General features: G+C 69.1%; 17 protein-coding genes. 7 read left to right on the top strand and 10 right to left on the bottom strand.

Going from position 1 to position 17,756, the window contains the following annotated elements; genetic code table 11:
• Positions 1 to 26: 26 nt before the first annotated feature.
• Positions 27 to 836, bottom strand: a complete 810-nt coding sequence (locus OG746_RS29040; RefSeq protein ID WP_266720010.1) for a serine hydrolase domain-containing protein — start codon at positions 834 to 836, stop codon at positions 27 to 29.
• A 30-nt stretch (positions 837 to 866) separates the two neighbouring features.
• On the bottom strand, positions 867 to 1,334 hold the full coding sequence (locus OG746_RS29045; protein ID WP_266720012.1) for a GNAT family N-acetyltransferase: 468 nt from the start codon (positions 1,332 to 1,334) through the stop codon (positions 867 to 869).
• 112 nt (positions 1,335 to 1,446) lie between these two features.
• Between OG746_RS29045 and OG746_RS29050 the strand changes: the two genes are divergently transcribed.
• Together OG746_RS29050 and OG746_RS29055 are read left to right on the top strand one after the other, a co-directional pair.
• Positions 1,447 to 1,920, top strand: coding sequence for a MerR family transcriptional regulator (locus OG746_RS29050; RefSeq protein ID WP_266720014.1), 474 nt, complete (start codon positions 1,447 to 1,449; stop codon positions 1,918 to 1,920).
• 5 nt (positions 1,921 to 1,925) lie between these two features.
• Complete coding sequence (locus OG746_RS29055; protein WP_266720015.1) at positions 1,926 to 2,972, top strand: aldo/keto reductase; 1,047 nt, start codon at positions 1,926 to 1,928, stop codon at positions 2,970 to 2,972.
• Between the two features lie 42 nt (positions 2,973 to 3,014).
• Here the strand turns inward: OG746_RS29055 and OG746_RS29060 are convergent, their stop codons facing one another.
• The 7 genes from OG746_RS29060 to OG746_RS29090 all read right to left on the bottom strand — a co-directional run bounded on the left by OG746_RS29060 (position 3,015) and on the right by OG746_RS29090 (position 10,601).
• On the bottom strand, positions 3,015 to 4,244 hold the full coding sequence (locus OG746_RS29060) for an acyltransferase family protein (protein WP_266720017.1): 1,230 nt from the start codon (positions 4,242 to 4,244) through the stop codon (positions 3,015 to 3,017).
• Positions 4,241 to 5,371 carry an alpha/beta hydrolase gene (locus OG746_RS29065; RefSeq protein ID WP_266720019.1) on the bottom strand — a complete coding sequence of 377 codons (1,131 nt, stop codon included), beginning with the start codon at positions 5,369 to 5,371 and terminating at the stop codon, positions 4,241 to 4,243. The genes OG746_RS29060 and OG746_RS29065 overlap by 4 nt, the downstream gene beginning before the upstream one ends.
• Positions 5,372 to 5,524: 153 nt before the next feature.
• The gene (locus OG746_RS29070) at positions 5,525 to 6,202 is read right to left on the bottom strand and encodes a response regulator (RefSeq protein ID WP_266720021.1); all 678 of its coding nucleotides are present in this window, start codon (positions 6,200 to 6,202) and stop codon (positions 5,525 to 5,527) included.
• A 15-nt stretch (positions 6,203 to 6,217) separates the two neighbouring features.
• Positions 6,218 to 7,594 (bottom strand): sensor histidine kinase, encoded by a 1,377-nt coding sequence (locus tag OG746_RS29075; protein WP_327655306.1) that lies wholly within the window; start codon positions 7,592 to 7,594, stop codon positions 6,218 to 6,220.
• 81 nt (positions 7,595 to 7,675) lie between these two features.
• Positions 7,676 to 8,554, bottom strand: coding sequence for a DUF4429 domain-containing protein (locus tag OG746_RS29080; RefSeq protein ID WP_266720025.1), 879 nt, complete (start codon positions 8,552 to 8,554; stop codon positions 7,676 to 7,678).
• Between the two features lie 76 nt (positions 8,555 to 8,630).
• Entirely contained in the window at positions 8,631 to 9,842 is a 1,212-nt protein-coding gene (locus tag OG746_RS29085; RefSeq protein ID WP_266720027.1) for an alpha/beta hydrolase, read from the bottom strand.
• 117 nt (positions 9,843 to 9,959) lie between these two features.
• Positions 9,960 to 10,601 carry a TetR/AcrR family transcriptional regulator gene (locus OG746_RS29090; RefSeq protein ID WP_266720028.1) on the bottom strand — a complete coding sequence of 214 codons (642 nt, stop codon included), beginning with the start codon at positions 10,599 to 10,601 and terminating at the stop codon, positions 9,960 to 9,962.
• Between the two features lie 110 nt (positions 10,602 to 10,711).
• Here OG746_RS29090 and OG746_RS29095 point away from each other — a divergent pair, with 110 nt between their 5' ends.
• From OG746_RS29095 to OG746_RS29105, 3 genes are all read left to right on the top strand, one after another.
• Positions 10,712 to 12,322, top strand: coding sequence for an MFS transporter (locus OG746_RS29095; protein WP_266720030.1), 1,611 nt, complete (start codon positions 10,712 to 10,714; stop codon positions 12,320 to 12,322).
• Between the two features lie 214 nt (positions 12,323 to 12,536).
• The gene (locus OG746_RS29100; RefSeq protein WP_266720032.1) at positions 12,537 to 12,911 is read left to right on the top strand and encodes a peptidase inhibitor family I36 protein; all 375 of its coding nucleotides are present in this window, start codon (positions 12,537 to 12,539) and stop codon (positions 12,909 to 12,911) included.
• A 126-nt stretch (positions 12,912 to 13,037) separates the two neighbouring features.
• Entirely contained in the window at positions 13,038 to 13,349 is a 312-nt protein-coding gene (locus OG746_RS29105; protein ID WP_266720034.1) for a PTS sugar transporter subunit IIABC family protein, read from the top strand.
• A 104-nt stretch (positions 13,350 to 13,453) separates the two neighbouring features.
• Here the strand turns inward: OG746_RS29105 and aceE are convergent, their stop codons facing one another.
• The gene (gene aceE / locus OG746_RS29110; RefSeq protein ID WP_266720036.1) at positions 13,454 to 16,201 is read right to left on the bottom strand and encodes a pyruvate dehydrogenase (acetyl-transferring), homodimeric type; all 2,748 of its coding nucleotides are present in this window, start codon (positions 16,199 to 16,201) and stop codon (positions 13,454 to 13,456) included.
• A 442-nt stretch (positions 16,202 to 16,643) separates the two neighbouring features.
• On the opposite strand from aceE, the gene OG746_RS29115 reads away from it, so the two are divergent.
• On the top strand, positions 16,644 to 17,075 hold the full coding sequence (locus OG746_RS29115; protein ID WP_266720038.1) for a DUF3052 domain-containing protein: 432 nt from the start codon (positions 16,644 to 16,646) through the stop codon (positions 17,073 to 17,075).
• Positions 17,076 to 17,241: 166 nt separating this feature from the next.
• The gene (locus OG746_RS29120) at positions 17,242 to 17,700 is read left to right on the top strand and encodes a peroxiredoxin (protein WP_266720040.1); all 459 of its coding nucleotides are present in this window, start codon (positions 17,242 to 17,244) and stop codon (positions 17,698 to 17,700) included.
• Positions 17,701 to 17,756: the final 56 nt, after the last annotated feature.

Below are 17,756 nucleotides of genomic sequence, written 5' to 3' on the forward strand. Positions count from 1 at the left end.
TCGCGGCGGGCCGCCCCGCCCCGCGGTCAGACCTCCGCGAGCACCGCGTCGGTGAACGGCGGCCACACCTCGGCCGCCCACGGCCCGAACGCCCGGTCCGTCAGCGCCACAGCGGCCACCCCGGCATCCGGGTCCACCCACAGGAACGTGCCCGACTGCCCGAAGTGCCCGAACGTCCGCGGCGACGACGAACTGCCCGTCCAGTGCGGCGACTTGTGGTCCCGGATCTCGAATCCGAGCCCCCAGTCGTTCGGGTTCTGGTGCCCGTACCCCGGAAGCACACCCTTCGTGCCCGGGTACTGCACGGTCATCGCCTCGGCCACGGTCCGCGGGTCGAGCAGTCGCGGCGCCTGCACCTCGGCGGCGAACCGCACCAGGTCGTCCACCGTCGACACACCGTCCTTGGCGGGCGATCCGTCGAGGGCCGTCCCCGTCATCCCCAGCGGTTCGAGCACGGCCTGGCGCAGGTACTCGCCGAACGGGATGTCCGTCGCCTTCGCGATGTGGTCTCCCAGCACCTCGAAGCCCGCGTTCGAGTACAGCCGCCGGGTGCCCGGCTCCGACGTCGTCTTGTGCTCGTCGAAGGCGAGGCCACTGGTGTGCGCGAGCAGGTGCCGGACGGTCGAGCCCTCGGGGCCCGCCGGCTCCTCCAGCTCGATCGCCCCCTCCTCGTACGCGACCAGCGCCGCGTAGGCCGCGAGCGGCTTGGTGACCGAGGCCAGCGGGAAGCGGTGGGCCGTGGGTCCCCGGGTCCCCAGCACTGTGCCGTCCGCACGGACGACGGCTGCTGCGGCGGTCGGTACCGGCCAGTTCTCGATCAACGCGAGGCTCTGCATGCGTACGAGCCTAATTCCTCGCTGACGGCGTCAGAGCGTCAGCCTCATGGCGGGCGCGGGAGTGCGGGCGAAGCCGAGGGAGGAGTACAGGGGCTCGCCCTCGGCGGAGGCGTGCAGATCGACGCGGCGCACGTCGCGCTCCTTGAACCAGGCCAGCAGCGCCTCCATGCAGGCCCGCGAGTAGCCGCGGCGTCGGTGCGCGGGATCGGTGCAGACATTGAAGACGTGTCCCGCAGTGCCCTCGGGGTTTCCGGGACCGCCCAGGCTGAGGTTGATGGTGCCGGTCGCACAGGCCGCGAGCGTGCCCGGAACGTCCGGTGCCTCGACCACGAATACCGCCAACGGGCCGCCCTCGTCGGCCAGATGGGACCGCAGGACCCGCGCCGTGTACGGCTGCCACTCCAGGTCGTCGCTCGGTCTCATCGAGTCCAGCATGATCTTGCGCAGGCGGACCAGTTCTTCGGCGTCGGCGGGCGTGGCACGGCGTACGGCAGTCATGGCCCGCACCGTAACCGGGCCGTCTTCGAGGTGTCCTCCCTATTTCGTGTGCCGCCCTATTTCCTGTGCCGTGCTTGCCTGGAGTGCACTCCAAGGTTCTAGCGTGGGGGCCATGACGGTGATGGAGACCACGTCCCGCTCCCGCGCGGCGACCCGGAAGACCGACAACTGTGCCTCGGCACCCCACTCACATCCCCGCCCCGAGGGCCAGGACCACTACACGATCAGCGAGGTCGTCGCCCTCACCGGACTGACCGCCCACACCTTGCGCTGGTACGAGCGGATCGGCCTGATGCCCGACGTCGACCGCTCGCACACCGGGCAGCGCCGCTACAGCAACCGTGACCTGGACTGGCTGTCGCTCGTCGGCAAGCTCCGGCTCACCGGGATGCCGGTGGCCGACATGGTGCGCTACGCCGAGCTGGTGCGCCGGGGCGAGGAGACCTTCGACGAGCGCAGGGAGCTCCTGGAAGCGACCCGCCGCGACGTCCTGAACCGGGTGGCGGAGCTGCAGGACACCTTGTCCGTACTGGACTACAAGATCGACTTCTATGCGGGTGCCCGACCGGCGCCGGAGGGGGCTTGAACCGCATGAGCAGCACGGAGCGGACGCAGCGGGCGAGCGAGCAGCGGCGCATTTCCACTGTTGAGTTGGGAAAGAACGGGCCCGTGGTGGGCATTCAGGGCCTCGGCTGCATGGGAATGAGCTGGGCCTATGGACCGACGGACGCCGATGAGGCCAGGGCCACCCTGGAGCGGGCGCTGGAACTCGGCGTCACCTTGTACGACACCGCCGACGCCTACGGTGCCGGTGAGAACGAGAAGTTCCTCTCTCCTTTCGTCAAGGCGCATCGCGACGAGCTCGTCCTCGCGACCAAGTTCGCCATCGGATCCGACCCGAGCGACCCGTACAAGCGCGTCATCAACAACGACCCCGCCTACATCAGGACCTGCATCGACTCCAGCCTCCAACGCCTGGACGTCGACTCGGTCGACCTGTACTACATGCACCGCCGCGACCCGAAGGTGCCGATCGAGGAGACGGTCGGCGCGATGGCCGAACTCGTCGCCGCCGGCAAGGTCAAGCACCTCGGCCTGAGCGAGGTGACCGCCGCCGAACTGCGCGCCGCCCAGGCCGTCCATCCGATCGCGGCCGTCCAGTCCGAGTGGTCGCTGTTCAGCCGCGACATCGAACGCTCGGTCGTGCCCGCCGCCGCCGAACTCGGCGTCGCCCTCGTGCCGTACTCCCCACTCGGGCGTGGCTTCCTCACCGGCGCCTTCGTCTCCGCCGACAAGGAACTCGCCGACGACGACTTCCGCCGCCACCAGCCCCGGTTCACCGGGGACAACGCCGCAGCCAACGCGGCCCTGTTGGAGCCGGTCCGTCAGGTCGCCGACGCCCACGGCGCCTCACTCGGCCAGGTCGCCCTGGCCTGGGTGCAGCAACAGGCGGGAGCCTTCGGCCTCGGCGTCGTCCCGATCCCCGGCACCCGCAAGCGCACGCGCGTCGAGGAGAACACCGCGGCGACCCAGGTCGTGCTCACCGATGAGGAACTGGCGCTCCTCGAGCCCATCGCCGCGAAGGTCTCGGGCGACCGCTACGCGGACATGGCCTTCACGTCGGCGGGCCGCGAGTAGCCGGACCGCCAGGGGAGGGGCGGCAGTGAGGCCCGCGGGGCCTCACGCCAGCCCCAGCGCGAACACCGCGAACCCGGCGGCGAGCAGCCCCGCCAGCGCCCGGCGCCCCCGGCTCACCTGCTTCCACGGTGCCTCGAAGCCCCGCGCATAGCGGCCTATCAGGATGAGCAGAGTCGCGAACAGCGGTAGCCACGCGAGGCGGATCGCTATCCAGGCGAGCGTGTCCGGTGCCGTCGTGAGGCCCGGTATCGCGCTGGCGAACGAGCCGGGTATCGCCGCCGCGAGCAGCGCCGTCTGGTGCCAGCACAGGATGGTCATCGCCGACAGGTTGATGACCACGACCGGTGCCCACAGGGCCGGGCGGCGCAGCAGCTTGGCCAGGCGGTCCCGCACCAGTATCGCGGCGCCGCTCTGTGCGGCCGCAAGGGCGAGGACCAGCAGCGACGGCGGGTGCGAGTTCGTCCGCGCCTCGCCCGGTACCCCGACCATCGACGCCGGGTAGTGGAAGAGCAGCAGCAAGGCCGCGAACAGAGTCGTTCCACCGACGAGCAGCGCCCAGGCCCCCCGCTTTCCGAGTCTCTTCTCGCCCCAGCAGACGCCGAGTTGATAGGCGAACATCCAGCCTGGAAGGAGATTGAGCAGGCTCAGCCACGACGGCATGGCCGAGGAGAAGGGGCCGTACCGGAGGAAGTCGACGACGGCGACCGATCCGATCAGTGGGACCACGGACCAGGCACCGAGCTTGTGCGCCGCCTTGATGCACCACGGTGTGAGCGCGGTGATCACGGTGTAGATGCCGACGAACCACAGGGGCTGTATCACCAGGGTGGAAGCTGTGCGCAACGTCGGCAGGGGTACCCCGAGGGCGTACAGCAAGGGCGCCAGCGCGGCCCACACCGCGGTCACGCCCAGCACGGGACGGCCCAGACGGGCGAGCCTGCCCCGCAGCCAGCCGGCCGTCGACGTGCCACGCTCCCGGGCCCGCCGGAACGACAGGACCGACGCGTATCCGCCGACGAGGAAGAAGACCCCGAGCATCTGCAACACCCAACTGAGGGGCGCGAAGAAGCCGAAGCTGCTCAGCGGGCTCGCATTGTGCAGGGCGCCCTGCGGGTCCAGCGTGAAGCCCGCGAGCAGCCAGTGACCCGCGGGCACGGCGAGCAGGGCCAACGCCCGCAGCCCGTCCACTGCCCGATCCCGGTGGGCCGGGGTCTTCGCTTCGACCGAGGCGATGGCCGAGGACACGGAGGTGCGGAGAGAAGTGGCGGTCATGACGCAGCTCCCGTGGCGATGTCGGCGAAGGCGCGCAGCGAGTCCGTGCCCGGCGCGAAGTAGCCCGTGTGGCCCTGGGCCTGCTCGGCAGGCACCCGGCGGGCTCCGAAGGAGGGGTCGGTCGGGTCGGTGCCGTGTCCCAGACCGAACAGCTCGACGTTCGGCACCTTGCCGATCCAGTCGCTGTCGTCCCGGGCCGCCCACACCCTGGCGCGCGTGTGCAGTTCGGCCACCGTGTCGGCATGCATTCCGGGCGAACCGAGGGCCACAAGGTCCGCAGCGGGAAGCCGGGACGCGGCGAGCCCGCACACCACCGACCCGTAGCTGTGGCAGAAGACGGTCGGCTTCGGGGCGCCGGCCGCGGTGAGGCCCTGCGCGAAGCGGGCCAGCCTGGGGGCTCCCGCTTCGGCGAGCCGGCCCGTGGCCGCATCCGGGCCCAGACCCACCGGAGTGGTGTATCCGGCCCACGCCACCACGGCCGTCCGCCCGGCCGTCGCCCGGTGCAGCGAGCGCGCCATCCCGGCGGGTGTCCCGTACACGTCCCTGGTCCGGTCGAACGTGCCCAGGTCGATATCGGAACCCGGCACGATCACGGAGACATGCCGAGCCGTCTCCAGGTCCCCGTAGACCTCGGCGACCTGGCCACGCCCGCGGGGATCGAAGGCGAGTATCCGGCGGCCTTGCGCGAGCAGTTGGGAGCAGCGGTCGGCGAGCGCACGCGCCGAGGTCCGCTGTTGCTCGGTAAGCGTGCGGTCCTTGGCGTCGGCGCGGGACCTGGCCTGCTCGGCCCGCAGCGACAGCGCGTTCGCCTCGTACCGCAGAGCGATCGGGGCCCCGTCCAGATTGCCGACGACCGACGGGTGTCGCGCGACCAGAGCGTGCTGCTCCGCTGCGCTCAACCCGTGGAAGAAGGCGGCGACTTGAGCAGGCCTTGCTGTCGCGGGGTCAGGCAGTCCGCGGCCCAGCGAATCGTCCGCGCGCCACGAAGCGGTGCCCGGGGGAGGGCCGGTGAGCGGGCGCTGCTCCTGGCCCGATGCCCAACCCGCCGTGCCGGACACGGCGATTGCCGTGAGCGCGGCGGCCGCCACGGCGCGACGGCCGCGTTGTTTCCATGAGCTCAGGCCCATCGCCCGTCTCCCCTTCGTCCAATGGTGTGACGAGGGGAAGGTAGGAGGACGGACGCGGCCGGGACGTCACACTGGGGAGCCAACCAGCCCTTGATACCTGGGTATTGATGACTGATACCGCAGTAGGGGGTCGGACGCCTCAGGAGTGGCGAATCACCGTCCGCCGGGCTCTACGAGACCCGATTCATACGCGAAGATCACGGCCTGCGCCCGGTCGCGCAGGCCCAACTTCGCCAGCACACGGCCGATATGGGTCTTCACCGTCTGCTCGGCCAGCACCAGCTTCTGCGCGATCTCCTGGTTGGACAGTCCGCGCGCGATCAGCTCGAGAACCTCGGACTCACGCGGTGTCAGGGTCTTCAGGAGCGGATCGTGGCTCTTGCGGTTTGCGGGGCGGGTCTTGGCGAAGTCCGCGATGAGACGCTTGGTGACCGTGGGAGCGAGCAGTGCCTCACCGGCCGCGATCACACGCACCGCGGAGATCAGATCGGCCGGTGGCGCGTCCTTGAGCAGAAACCCGGACGCGCCCGCCCGCAGTGCGGCGTACACATAGTCGTCGACGTCGAACGTGGTGAGCATCAGGACCTTCGGCCGGTGCACCACGCCGGGCGGCGGGTCCATCAGTTCCTTGGTTGCGGCCAGCCCGTCCATCTCGGGCATCCGGACATCCATGAGGACGACATCGGGATGCGTGGAGCGGCTCACCTGGACGCCTTCCTTGCCGTCCGGGGCCTCTCCCACGACGTCGATGTCGCTCTGTGCGTTCAACAGCGCGGCGAAACCCGCCCGCACCATGGTCTGGTCGTCGACGATGATCACGCGAATGGTCATGCGTGCCGAATTCCTTTATGCCGTCGGGGAGTCGGGCACGCTCAATGGGAGCCGGGCCGCGACACGGAAACCTCCGTCGGGCAGCGGGCCCACGTCCAGCGTGCCGCCGACCAACCGTACGCGCTCGTTCATCCCTATCAGCCCGTGTCCGGTACCGGCGGTCGATTCGACAGGTGATACCGGTTCCGCGGCCGGCCCGTTGACCACGACCACCAGCAGGGCGTCCCCGTCGAGGCTGATGGAGATCTGAGTCCGGGCACCCGGAGCGTGCCGCACCACGTTCGACAGCGCCTCCTGCACGATGCGGTACGCGGAGAGGTCCACCGCCGGGGACACCTGGGCCAGCTCCACGACGAGAGCCAGCTCCGGATAGGACAGCTCGGCCGGCACCCCGCCTCGTACGGTCGCCTCGACCAGCTGCGGCAGGTGCGCGAGGCCGGGCTGCGGGACCAGGTCGCCCTGCGCCTCTTCGCTGCGCAGGACCGCGAGGAGACGGCGCATCTCGGTCAGTGACGCGCGCGCACCCGTGGCGATCGACTCGAACTCCTCGCGTGCCTCGTCGGGCAGGTCCTGCAGCCGGTAGGGCGCGGAGTCCGCCTGCACGGTGATCACCGACATGTGGTGGGCGACGACGTCGTGCAGCTCGCGCGCGATCCTGGCCCGCTCCTCGAGCAGTGTTCTGCGGGTCCGCTCGGCCTCGCTGATCGTCTCCTGCGCGACGAGCTTGCGTCTGGTCTCGCCGCGCTCCCGCAGCAAAGCGCCCAGGAGCAGCACCCCACCGCTCAGGACGATGAGGAGCACCCCCGTGTCCTGACTGGTGCTGTCGCGGAAGATGCCGACCACGATGCTGGCGGCGACGGTGACCAGCCAGATGTTCACGAGAACGCGACGGCTCTCCCGCAGAGCCAGCGCGATGCACAGCACCACGTAGGCCACGATCATCATGACCGTCCACGGCGAGGGATTGTGGGCGTCCCCCTGAAGCACAGGGATCGCGCCCAGCACGGCCGCGGTGATCATGATGTACCAGGCGGTCAGCGGGCGGCTCACCGCGAGGACCAGGGGAGCGGACTGGGCCACGCCGATCGCAGCGGCCAGTCCGCCGCCGACCCCGTAGTCGTTCGCCAACACCTGGGTCGTGGTCGGGATCAGCGCCGCGGTGAAGCCCAGCGCGAGCAGATAGGGCAACAGCCGCATCCAACGGCGGGGCGCGTGTGCCAGCAGGGGCTCCGACCGGTCGTCGCCCAGGGCCGCGGTGAGTGTCGAACCGGCCCAGGCAATCCGGTCGCCCAGCCCACGCACCGCTCCGGTCATGCGCCGAGAGCCCGCCGGGCCGGAACCGTCGTCCGGCGGGCGGGGCGTTTTCTCGGGAGATGGCGGTGCAGTGCTCATGGCCAGATCAGCGTAGACACCCGGGCCCGGTCGTGCCGTCATACCGGAGTGCTCAACCGCACCCCCTACCCAGGTATGAGGTCACAGCTCGGCGAGCAGCTCGGCCTTCTTCGACGTGAACTCCGCGTCGGTCACCAGACCCGCCTGGTGCAGCTCGCCCAGGTGCCGGATGCGGTCGGCGATGTCCGCGGGATCGCGCCTTCCGGCCCCCGCCGATTCGGTGCACAACGCCCCGCCCTGCGGCGGCGCCGGTCCGGACGCCCGCACGGCCGCCAGCACCGAGGCGGCGAACGGCAGTGACTCGTGCACCGGACCGTAGCCGAGGCCGAAGACGACCGCGGCCGGGTCCTGGTCCGCCTGACCAGGCTGTTCCCCGGAGGCGTCCCGGGGCAGCAGGCGCAGATGGCCCTCGAAGAGTTCGGGCGAGCGCCATTCGATGCCGCTCAGGTCCGAGATCGGGAACGTCTTGTCCCCGGCCTTCCATTTCGCGGAGGACGCTCCGGTCCAGAACCACCGGAAGGCCACCGAGTCTCCGTCGAACGTGGCCTTCCCGTCGTAGGCCTTGAACTGCCGGGGCGCCTCTGGAGGCGCCACCAGATACTTTTCCGGGCGCACGTCTTCGTGGTCGGAGATCTTCGCCCGCAGCTCGTCCGCGTAGTACTCGCCGAGCGTCTCCCGCTCGGCCGGCAGCACGAGGCGGTACGGGTCGCTCCCCTCCTTGAGCTGACCCGCAGCAGCGTCCATCAGGGGGTCCGCGCCCGGCCGCGGCACCGCGTGCAGCACGACGGTCCCGCGTTTTCCAGGCGTCAGGGACACCGCCGCGACCGCTTCCAGGGGGATGCGGCGTTCGCCCAGCGCCTGAAGGAGCTTCGGCGTGCGGATCCCCCGTTCGAAGCGGATGAGCACGGAGTCGGACTCGAACTCCCAGGCGGCATGAAATCCGGCCAGTACGTCACCCATGTGGCTCATCGTAGGCGGAGCGCGCGTCTCCGTCGCCTGTCGTGGCAGACCGCTGTTTCAGCACTTTCTACGCGCGTCAGGCGGAGACGTTCCCGGAGAAACCGTCCAGACAGCCCTGACCTCCGCCGGCGCAGTGCACTGTCTTGTACCCGCCGGTGCCGATGTCGGCGAAGTTGGCGAGGCTCTCGGTGCCCGGCACGAAGTAGCCGGTGTGCCCCTTGGAGTCGCCGGCCGCGAGGACGCGTGCGCCGAAAGCGGAGGAGACGGGGTCCGCTCCGTGACCGAGACCGCCCACCTCCATGTAGGGAATGTCCTGGATCCAGTCGTCCTTGTCGCGCATGGCCCACACGCGCGCGTGCGTGTTCAGGCCCGCCGCGCTCTGGGCGTGCATACCGGGACTGCCCGCCACCGCGATGTCGCTGACCCGCCCCGGCATGTGGTGCGCCGCGACGCCGCACACCACCGAGCCGTAGCTGTGGCAGTACAGGGCGACGGAGGACCGGCCGGGCAGACCGCGCAGCATGGCGTTGAGCCGCACCGCTCCGTCCTCGGCGCGCATCGCCGTGGCGGCGTCCACACCCAGGCCGGCCGGCGCGGTGTAGTCGGCCCACGCGACGACCGCGGTACGCGTGTGCGGACTGGCGCTGCGCTCGGCGCCGTACAGGGAGCGCGCCATGCCCACGGGCGCCGAGTACTGGCGGGACGTGCGCTCGAAGGTGAGCACGTTCGTGTCCACTCCCGGCACCACGACGGACACCCGCTGGGCCTTGTCGAGGTCGCCGAAGACCTCGGCGACCCGGCCGGCGCCCAGAGGGTCGAAGGAGAGGATCTTGCGATCGGGCTTCTCCAGGGACGCGAACCGGTTCATGCGCTTCTTCGCGTCGGCGTGACCGACGGACGACAACCGGTTGTCGTACATGCGCTTGTGCTCGACCTGGCGGGCCTGGTCGAGCGCGATGCGGTTGGCGCGATAGCGCAGCTCTACAGGTGCACCGTTCATATTGCCGACCGCGAGCGGATACCGGGCGGCGAGCTCGCCGCGCTGGTGGGCGCTCAGCGAGCCGAAGAAATGCGCGAGGCGGTTGGGGGAGCCGTCGTGCGCGGGCAGTGCATGTCCGTTTATCCGGCCGTGCTCCCAAGAGGTGAGCGCGGTCTGGAGCGGAGATGTGACGCCTCGCTGATGACGCACCGCGGTCCAGCCGGTGGTGGCCAGCATGACGAACACGACGACCAGCGCAAGCAGTGCGCGCCAGACGTTGAGTTGGGGAGAGGTATCGAAGGAAGTCACTGCGGGACACCCTAGGAGAAGCGCATGCGCCACCGTGAATGAGGTGAGGCGGATCACGTTTCACGTGGTGTATTTGGGTAAAACCGGACGCAGGTGCATTGGTGGCCTCACGCTGTGTCATCCCTGGTCGCGGCGCCATTGTCCGGCCAGTGAAGGCCTCAAGTGATCAAGGTACGACTCGGTGAGCGCGCGGATCGATTCGAGGCTCGCGTCCTCTCCCGCGCCCCACAGGCGTCCGGTCATCCGCATGACGCCACCGAAGGCGGCGACGGCCACACGCGGCCGCGGATCACTGTCCACGTCGAGGCCTTCGCGTTCGGCGACCACGCGCGCGAGTTCCTCTTCCAGTTCGATGGAGCGGCGCAGGTGAACGGCGAGCAGGGAGGGGGTGGATTCGATCATCTGGTAGGTGCGCATGTGGAGTTCGAGCGGGATGAGCTCCTCCACGACGCGACTCATCGCATCCCATGTGCCGAGTACGGTCCGCCGCAGCGCCTCGAACGGGCTTTCCCCCAAGGGGCGTTCACGCAGCGCGGCGACGAAGCGGGACTCCACCGTCTGCTGCACCGCGAGCGCGACCTCCTCCTTGTTCGCGAAATACCGGAAGAACGTGCGCTGGGACACTCCGCAGGCGTCGGCGATCTCGTCGACCGTCGTCCGGTCGAACCCCTGGGTCGTGAAGAGCTCAAGTGCGGTGCGCAGCAAGGCGTTTCGTGTGCGTTGCTTCTTGAGTTCACGCAGGTTGATTCGATCCGTCATGGTTCTCTTTCTTGCCGTTTGTGCAGCTCACCCTAGTGTGAGCGACGTGACAGTCGCTGACTTGTGAAATGATTCGCCAACTGTCAGTGGCTGTCATTAGCCTCGAACACATGACTAGTCAGACCACTGTCGACAAGGCGGATCGGGTTCCGGAGCCCGAGCACGTCCCGGCACCGACCAAGGGGCTGCGCGGTCACCCCTGGTTGACACTTTTCTCCGTCGCGATCGGCGTCATGATGGTCGCCCTCGACGGCACCATCGTCGCGATCGCCAACCCGACTATTAAGAAGGACCTCGGCGCGACCTTCGCCGACGTCCAGTGGATCACCAACGGCTACTTCCTCGCCCTCGCGGTCACGCTGATCACCGCGGGCAAGCTCGGTGACCGATTCGGTCACCGGCAGACGTTCCTCATCGGTGTCGTCGGCTTCGCCGCCGCGTCGGGGGCCATCGGCCTGTCCGACAGCATCGCCTTCGTCGTCACCTTCCGCGTGCTCCAGGGCCTGTTCGGGGCACTGCTCATGCCTGCCGCGCTCGGCCTGCTGCGCGCCACGTTCCCCGCCGAGAAGCTGAACATGGCGATCGGTATCTGGGGCATGGTCATCGGCGCCTCGACCGCCGGCGGGCCGATCGTCGGCGGGCTGCTCGTCGAGCACGTCAGCTGGCAGTCGGTCTTCTTCATCAACGTCCCCATCGGCGTTCTCGCCCTGGCTCTGGGGGTTTTCATCCTCCTGGACCACCGTGCCGAGAACGCGCCGCGGTCCTTCGACATCCTCGGCATCGTGCTGCTGTCCGGCGCGATGTTCTGCCTGGTCTGGGCGCTCATCAAGGCGCCGACCTGGGGCTGGGGCGACGGCATGACCTGGACGTTCATAGCCGGTTCTGTGCTGTGCTTCGTGCTGTTCGCGCTCTGGGAGACCCGCGTCGCCGAACCGCTCATCCCGCTGGCCCTGTTCCGGTCCGTGCCGTTGTCGGCCGGTGTGGTGCTGATGGTGCTGATGGCCATCGCGTTCATGGGCGGACTGTTCTTCGTGACGTTCTACCTCCAGAACGTGCACGGCATGAGCCCGGTCGAGAGCGGAATGCACCTGCTGCCGCTGACCGGCATGATGATCGTCGGCTCTCCGCTGGCGGGGGCGATGATCACGAAGTTCGGTCCCCGTGTCCCGCTCGCCGGTGGCATGACGCTGACCGCCGTCGCCATGTACGGGATGTCCACGCTGGAACCGGGAACGGGCAGCGGGATCATGTCCGTCTGGTTCGCCCTGCTGGGGCTCGGCCTCGCGCCCGTGATGGTCGGAGCGACGGAAGTCATCGTGGGCAACGCCCCGTTGGAGCTCTCCGGCGTGGCCGGCGGCCTCCAGCAGGCCGCGATGCAGATCGGCGGAAGCCTCGGCACCGCCGTGCTCGGCGCCGTCATGGCGTCCAAGGTCGACAGCGATCTCGCCGGGAACTGGACGGGCGCCGGGCTCCCGCCGCTCACGCACGCCCAGCTGGGCCAGGCGTCGGAGGCGGTCCAGGTCGGTGTCGCGCCGGTGCCGCCGGGCGCCCCGCCGGCGCTCGCCGAGAAGATCACGGGCGTTGCGCAGGACACCTTCATCTCGGGCATGAGCATGGCCTGCCTGGTCGCCGCGGGTGTCGCCGTCGTCGCCATCTTCGTCGCGCTGCTCACCAAGCGCGGAGAGAACGCGGAGGCGGGCGCGGGCGCAGCGCACATCTGACGGCCGGCCATCGGGCCGGGTCGCGTGAAATCACCTTTGAGCTGCGCGAAACCGCTCGTACGAGGGAAGCCCCCGGGAACGATCCGGGGGCTTTCGCTTATCAGGGTGACGTCCCTCGACAGCCCTTCCCGGAACCAGAGCTTCCGGGCCAGAGTGTCTGGCAGGCGATCAGTCGCGAACGCAACTGGTCGACACGACACGGGGGTTGAAGCACATGCGTACTTTCATGACCACGGCTGCCGCCGCGACCGCGCTCGCCGCGGTGGCGCTCACTCCGGGCCTCGCCACCGCGGCGGCGCCACCGACCTTGGGCGACTGCGCGGCGGGGGAGCTGTGTCTGTGGGGCAAGAGCGGGTTCAAGGGGTCCCGGCACGCCTATGAGCTGGCCGATATCGACATCGAGAGCTGCATCGCGCTGCCGGAGGGGAGCAGCGCGGCGTCCCTCGCCAACCGCACGGGCCGTCCCGTCACCACCTACCAATCCGCGGTGTGCGCGGAGACCGGCGAGTTCCAGACGTACCCGGGCAGCGGGACGTGGGAGCCCGAATCCCCTTACCGCGCGCGGGCGTTCAAGGTCTGGGAGCAATAAGGGCCCGGCAGGGACAGTCCCGACAGGGACAGTGGAGTACGCGCGCGATAGACCGCGGCAAGCGGGGTACCCGAAGCATCGCCCGAGTCCGGAAGAACCGGAAGCACCGGAAGAACTCAGGGAGTGATGATGGCGGGCTTCGGACACACCACGCGCAAGCACCCCCGCTCACGTGGCCGCGCAGGGTCACGGACCGGGCCGGACCGCGCGTCGCTCGGAATCATCGGCCTCATCTGCGCGATCGTCGGCTTCTTCAGCCTGGGGATCGTGTTCGGACCGGTCGCCGTCGTCTGCGGTTGGCTGGCCATGGGCCGACGCTGGACCGGCACACAGTCGGTACCGGCGCTCATCGCGGTCGTGCTCGGCGCGATCGTCACTCTGCTCGCGGTGGTCTCGCTGGCCTCTGCGGCAGGGCCGCTCGCGGGAGGAGCGTTCTGAGCGCGAGTCGGTAGATGCCGAAGGGCGGCGAGGCCGAGGCTCTCGCCGCCCTTTGCCGAGGCACCGCTCAGGCGGGCACCGCGCACCGCTCAGGCAGACACCGCTCAGGCGTCGCCCCCGGCCGCGCCGGGATCGGCGGCCGCGACATCGAGCAGCTGGTAGCGGTCGATCGCCTGCTTGAGGACCGAGCGGTCGACCTTGCCCTCGCGCGCCAGCTCTGTGAGCACCCCGACCACCACCGATTGGGCGTCGATGTGGAAGAAGCGACGTGCGGCGCCCCGGGTGTCCGCGAAACCGAAACCGTCCGCACCCAGCGACTGGTACGTGCCGGGCACCCACCGCGCGATCTGGTCGGGGACGGCGCGCATCCAGTCGGAGACCGCGACGAACGGCCCCTGCGCGCCGGACAGCTTCTGCGTCACGTAGGGCGTGCGCTGCTCCTCTTCCGGGTGCAGCAGGTTGTGACGCTCCACCTCCACTGCGTCGCGGCGCAGTTCGTTCCACGACGTCGCGGACCAGACGTCGGCCCGTACGTTCCAGTCCTGGGCGAGGATCTGCTGCGCCTCGATCGCCCACGGGACGCCGACGCCCGACGCCAGGATCTGGGCGGGGATCGAGCCCGAAGTCCCGGTGCTGATGCGGTGGATGCCCTTGAGGATGCCCTCGACGTCGACATCGGCCGGCTCAGCGGGGTGCTGGATCGGCTCGTTGTAGACGGTGAGGTAGTAGAAGACGTCCTCGCCCGGCTTGCCGTCGGCGGTCGGTCCGTACATCCGGCGCAGACCGTCCTTGACGATGTACGCGATCTCGTAGGCGTACGCCGGGTCGTAGGCGACGCAGGCGGGGTTGGTCGAGGCGAGCAGCTGCGAGTGCCCGTCCGCGTGCTGGAGACCCTCGCCGGTCAGCGTCGTACGGCCGGCGGTCGCACCGAGGACGAAGCCGCGCGCCAGCTGGTCGCCCATCTGCCAGAACTGGTCGCCGGTGCGCTGGAAACCGAACATCGAGTAGAAGACATAGACCGGGATCAGCGGCTCGCCGTGGGTCGCGTAGGCGGATCCGGCGGCGATCAGCGAGGCCGTGCAGCCCGCTTCCGAGATGCCGTCGTGCAGCATCTGGCCGGTGGCCGACTCCTTGTAGGCGAGCAGGAGTTCACGGTCGACGGACTCGTACTGCTGGCCGAGCGGGTTGTAGATCTTCGCGCTCGGGAAGAAGGAGTCCATGCCGAAGGTGCGGTACTCGTCGGGGGCGATCAGCACGAAGCGCTTGCCGATCTCCTTGTCCCGCATCAGGTCCTTGAGCAGCCGGACGAAGGCCATCGTGGTGGCGATCGACTGCTGCCCGGAGCCCTTCTTGACGCCCGCGTACGCCTTGTCGTCCGGGAGCTGAAGGGGCTTCGCGCGCACGACGCGGGTCGGGACGTACCCGTCCAGCGCCTTGCGGCGGTCGTGCATGTACTGGATCTCCTCGGAGTCCCGGCCGGGGTGGTAGTACGGCGGGGCGCCGCCCTCCAGCTGCGCGTCGGAGATCGGGATGTGCAGCCGGTCGCGGAAGCCCTTGAGGTCGTCGACCGTCAGCTTCTTCATCTGGTGCGTGGCGTTGCGGCCCTCGAAGTTCGGGCCGAGGGTCCAGCCCTTGACCGTCTGCGCCAGGATGACCGTCGGCTGCCCCTTGTGCTCCCTGGCGGCGGTGAACGCGGCGAAGATCTTCTTGTGGTCGTGACCGCCGCGGCCCAGGTGCTGGATCTCCTTGTCGGTCATGTTCTCGACCATCGCGCGCAGGCGGTGGTCGTCGCCGAAGAAGTGTTCGCGGATGTAGTCGCCGGTCTCCGTGGCGTACGTCTGGAACTGGCCGTCGGGCGTTGTGTTCAGCCTGTTGACCAGGACGCCGTCCCGGTCCCGCGCGAGCAGCGGGTCCCAACTGCGGTCCCAGACCAGCTTGATGACGTTCCAGCCGGCGCCGCGGAACTGGGACTCGAGCTCCTGGATGATCTTGCCGTTGCCGCGCACCGGGCCGTCGAGGCGCTGCAGGTTGCAGTTGACGACGAAGGTGAGGTTGTCGAGGCCCTCACGGGCGGCGATGGAGAGCTGGCCCAGCGACTCGGGCTCGTCCATCTCGCCGTCGCCGAGGAAGGCCCACACCTGCGACTTGGAGGTGTCGGCGATGCCGCGGGCCTCCATGTAGCGGTTCATCCGGGCCTGGAAGATCGCGCCGAGCGGGCCGAGGCCCATGGAGACGGTGGGGAACTCCCAGAAGTCCGGCATCAGACGCGGGTGCGGGTACGAGGACAGCCCGTTGGGCGCCTTCGACTTCTCCTGGCGGAAGCCGTCGAGCTGCTCCTCGCTGAGCCGGTCCAGGAGATAGGCGCGGGCGTAGATGCCCGGAGAGGCGTGGCCCTGGAAGAAGACCTGGTCACCGCCGTCGCCCTCGTCCTTGCCGCGGAAGAAGTGGTTGAAGCCCACGTCGTACAGGGAGGCGGAGGAGGCGAAGGTGGCGATGTGACCGCCCACGCCGATGCCGGGCCGCTGGGCGCGGGACACCATCACCGCCGCGTTCCACCGCGTCGCGTTGAGGACCTTGCGCTCGATGTCCTCATTGCCGGGGAAGAACGGCTCGTCCTTGGTGGCGATCGTGTTGATGTAGTCCGTGCTGCGCATCTCGGGCACGGCCACGCGCTTCTCGCGGGCCCGCTCGATCAGCCGGAGCATCAGGTACCGGGCCCGCTCGCGGCCGCGCTCGTCGATTGCGGCGTCAAGGGAGTCGAGCCACTCCTGGGTCTCTTCGGGATCGAAGTCCGGGACCTGGCTGGGGAGACCGCCAATGATGATCGGGTTGCGATCGGATCCGGAAACCACGCTGTTCCTTCACTGTCGGTGATGCCACTGTTCCACTGTCGGGTACGCCGGGTACGCCGTTGTCCATCGTGTACCTCGAATTCGGAATCGTCATCTCTACCGAGAGGTAATTCGAGGTCCGGTCCGTGTCCCACCAGCCGTCGCGCTCAAACCGTCACGATACGCCGATTTCGCTCAGGTGTTCTGTGAGGGGCGACGGACGCCGGTCGCCCTCAGTGCTCGGGCAGTGACGGGCAAAGCTGACAGATCGCTGTGGCATACATCACTGGCCAGCGGGGATCCTTGACAGGAGTTGCGGTGACACAGCCTGGAAAGTCACCGTTTCGGCGGTCTTGACGGCCGGGTACTTGCGCGATCCGTCGCGCACGTGTGGACTACGGCCAATGCTTCGCGCGTACGCGAGGCTGTAGACAACTTCGTAAACACGATCAGGAGGCAATCCGTGAGCGCGACCGCGGACCACGCGGAAACGAACCTTGCCGTAAGGCTTGGTTTCCAGACCGACCAGGTGGTCCAGGAGATCGGCTACGACGACGACGTCGATCAGGAGCTCCGAGAGACCATCGAGGCGGCTATCGGCTCCGAGCTCGTCGACGAGGACTACGACGACGTGGCTGACGCCGTGGTGCTCTGGTTCCGTGATGACGACGGGGACCTTACTGATGCGCTGGTGGATGCCATCGCTTACATGGAGGAGGGCGGGTCCATCCTGCTTCTGACGCCGAAGACCGGCCGCGACGGTTACGTCGAGGCCAGTGAGATCGGCGAGGCCGCCACTACGGCGGGCCTGACCGCGAGCAAGAGCGTCAGCGCGGGTAAGGACTGGACCGCAAGCCGTCTGGCCACACCGAAGGCAGCCGCCAAGAAGCGATAGCAGTCGCGGCGGAACGAGAACCCAGGGCCCCCGCAGGTGCGCCACAGCGCCCGCGGGGGCCCTCACGCATGGTCGGGCGCCCCCGCACCCACCTGCGCGGCGGCGCCCGAACGCGGCCAACTAGGCTGAAGCCACCCGAACAGCCCCACGGAAGGGAAGCTTCACCATGGCGATCGAGGCCGGCACCAAGGCTCCGGAGATCGAGCTCAAGAACCAGCACGGCGAGACCGTGAAGCTCTCGGACTTCCGGGGCGAGAAGAACGTGGTGCTGCTCTTCTACCCGTTCGCCTTCACCGGGGTGTGCACCGGGGAACTGTGCGCGCTGCGTGACGAGTTGCCGAAGTTCGTCAACGACGACGTGCAGCTGCTCGCCGTATCGAACGACTCCCCGTTCTCGCTGCGCGTCTTCGCCGAGCAGGAGGGCCTGGAGTACCCGCTCCTGAGCGACTTCTGGCCGCACGGCGAGGCCTCGCGCGCGTACGGCGTCTTCGACGAGGAGAAGGGCTGCGCGGTGCGCGGCACGTTCATCATCGACAAGGAGGGCGTCGTCCGCTGGACCGTCGTCAACGGCCTGCCGGACGCGCGTGACCTGAACGAGTACGTCAAGGCGATCGACGCCCTGTAGGGCGAGTACCGACGGACGACACCGTGCAGGATCCCTCGCCGGGGCGGGAACCCCTT

It is taken from the genome of Streptomyces sp. NBC_01016, assembly GCF_026341035.1.
Classification (GTDB): domain Bacteria; phylum Actinomycetota; class Actinomycetes; order Streptomycetales; family Streptomycetaceae; genus Streptomyces.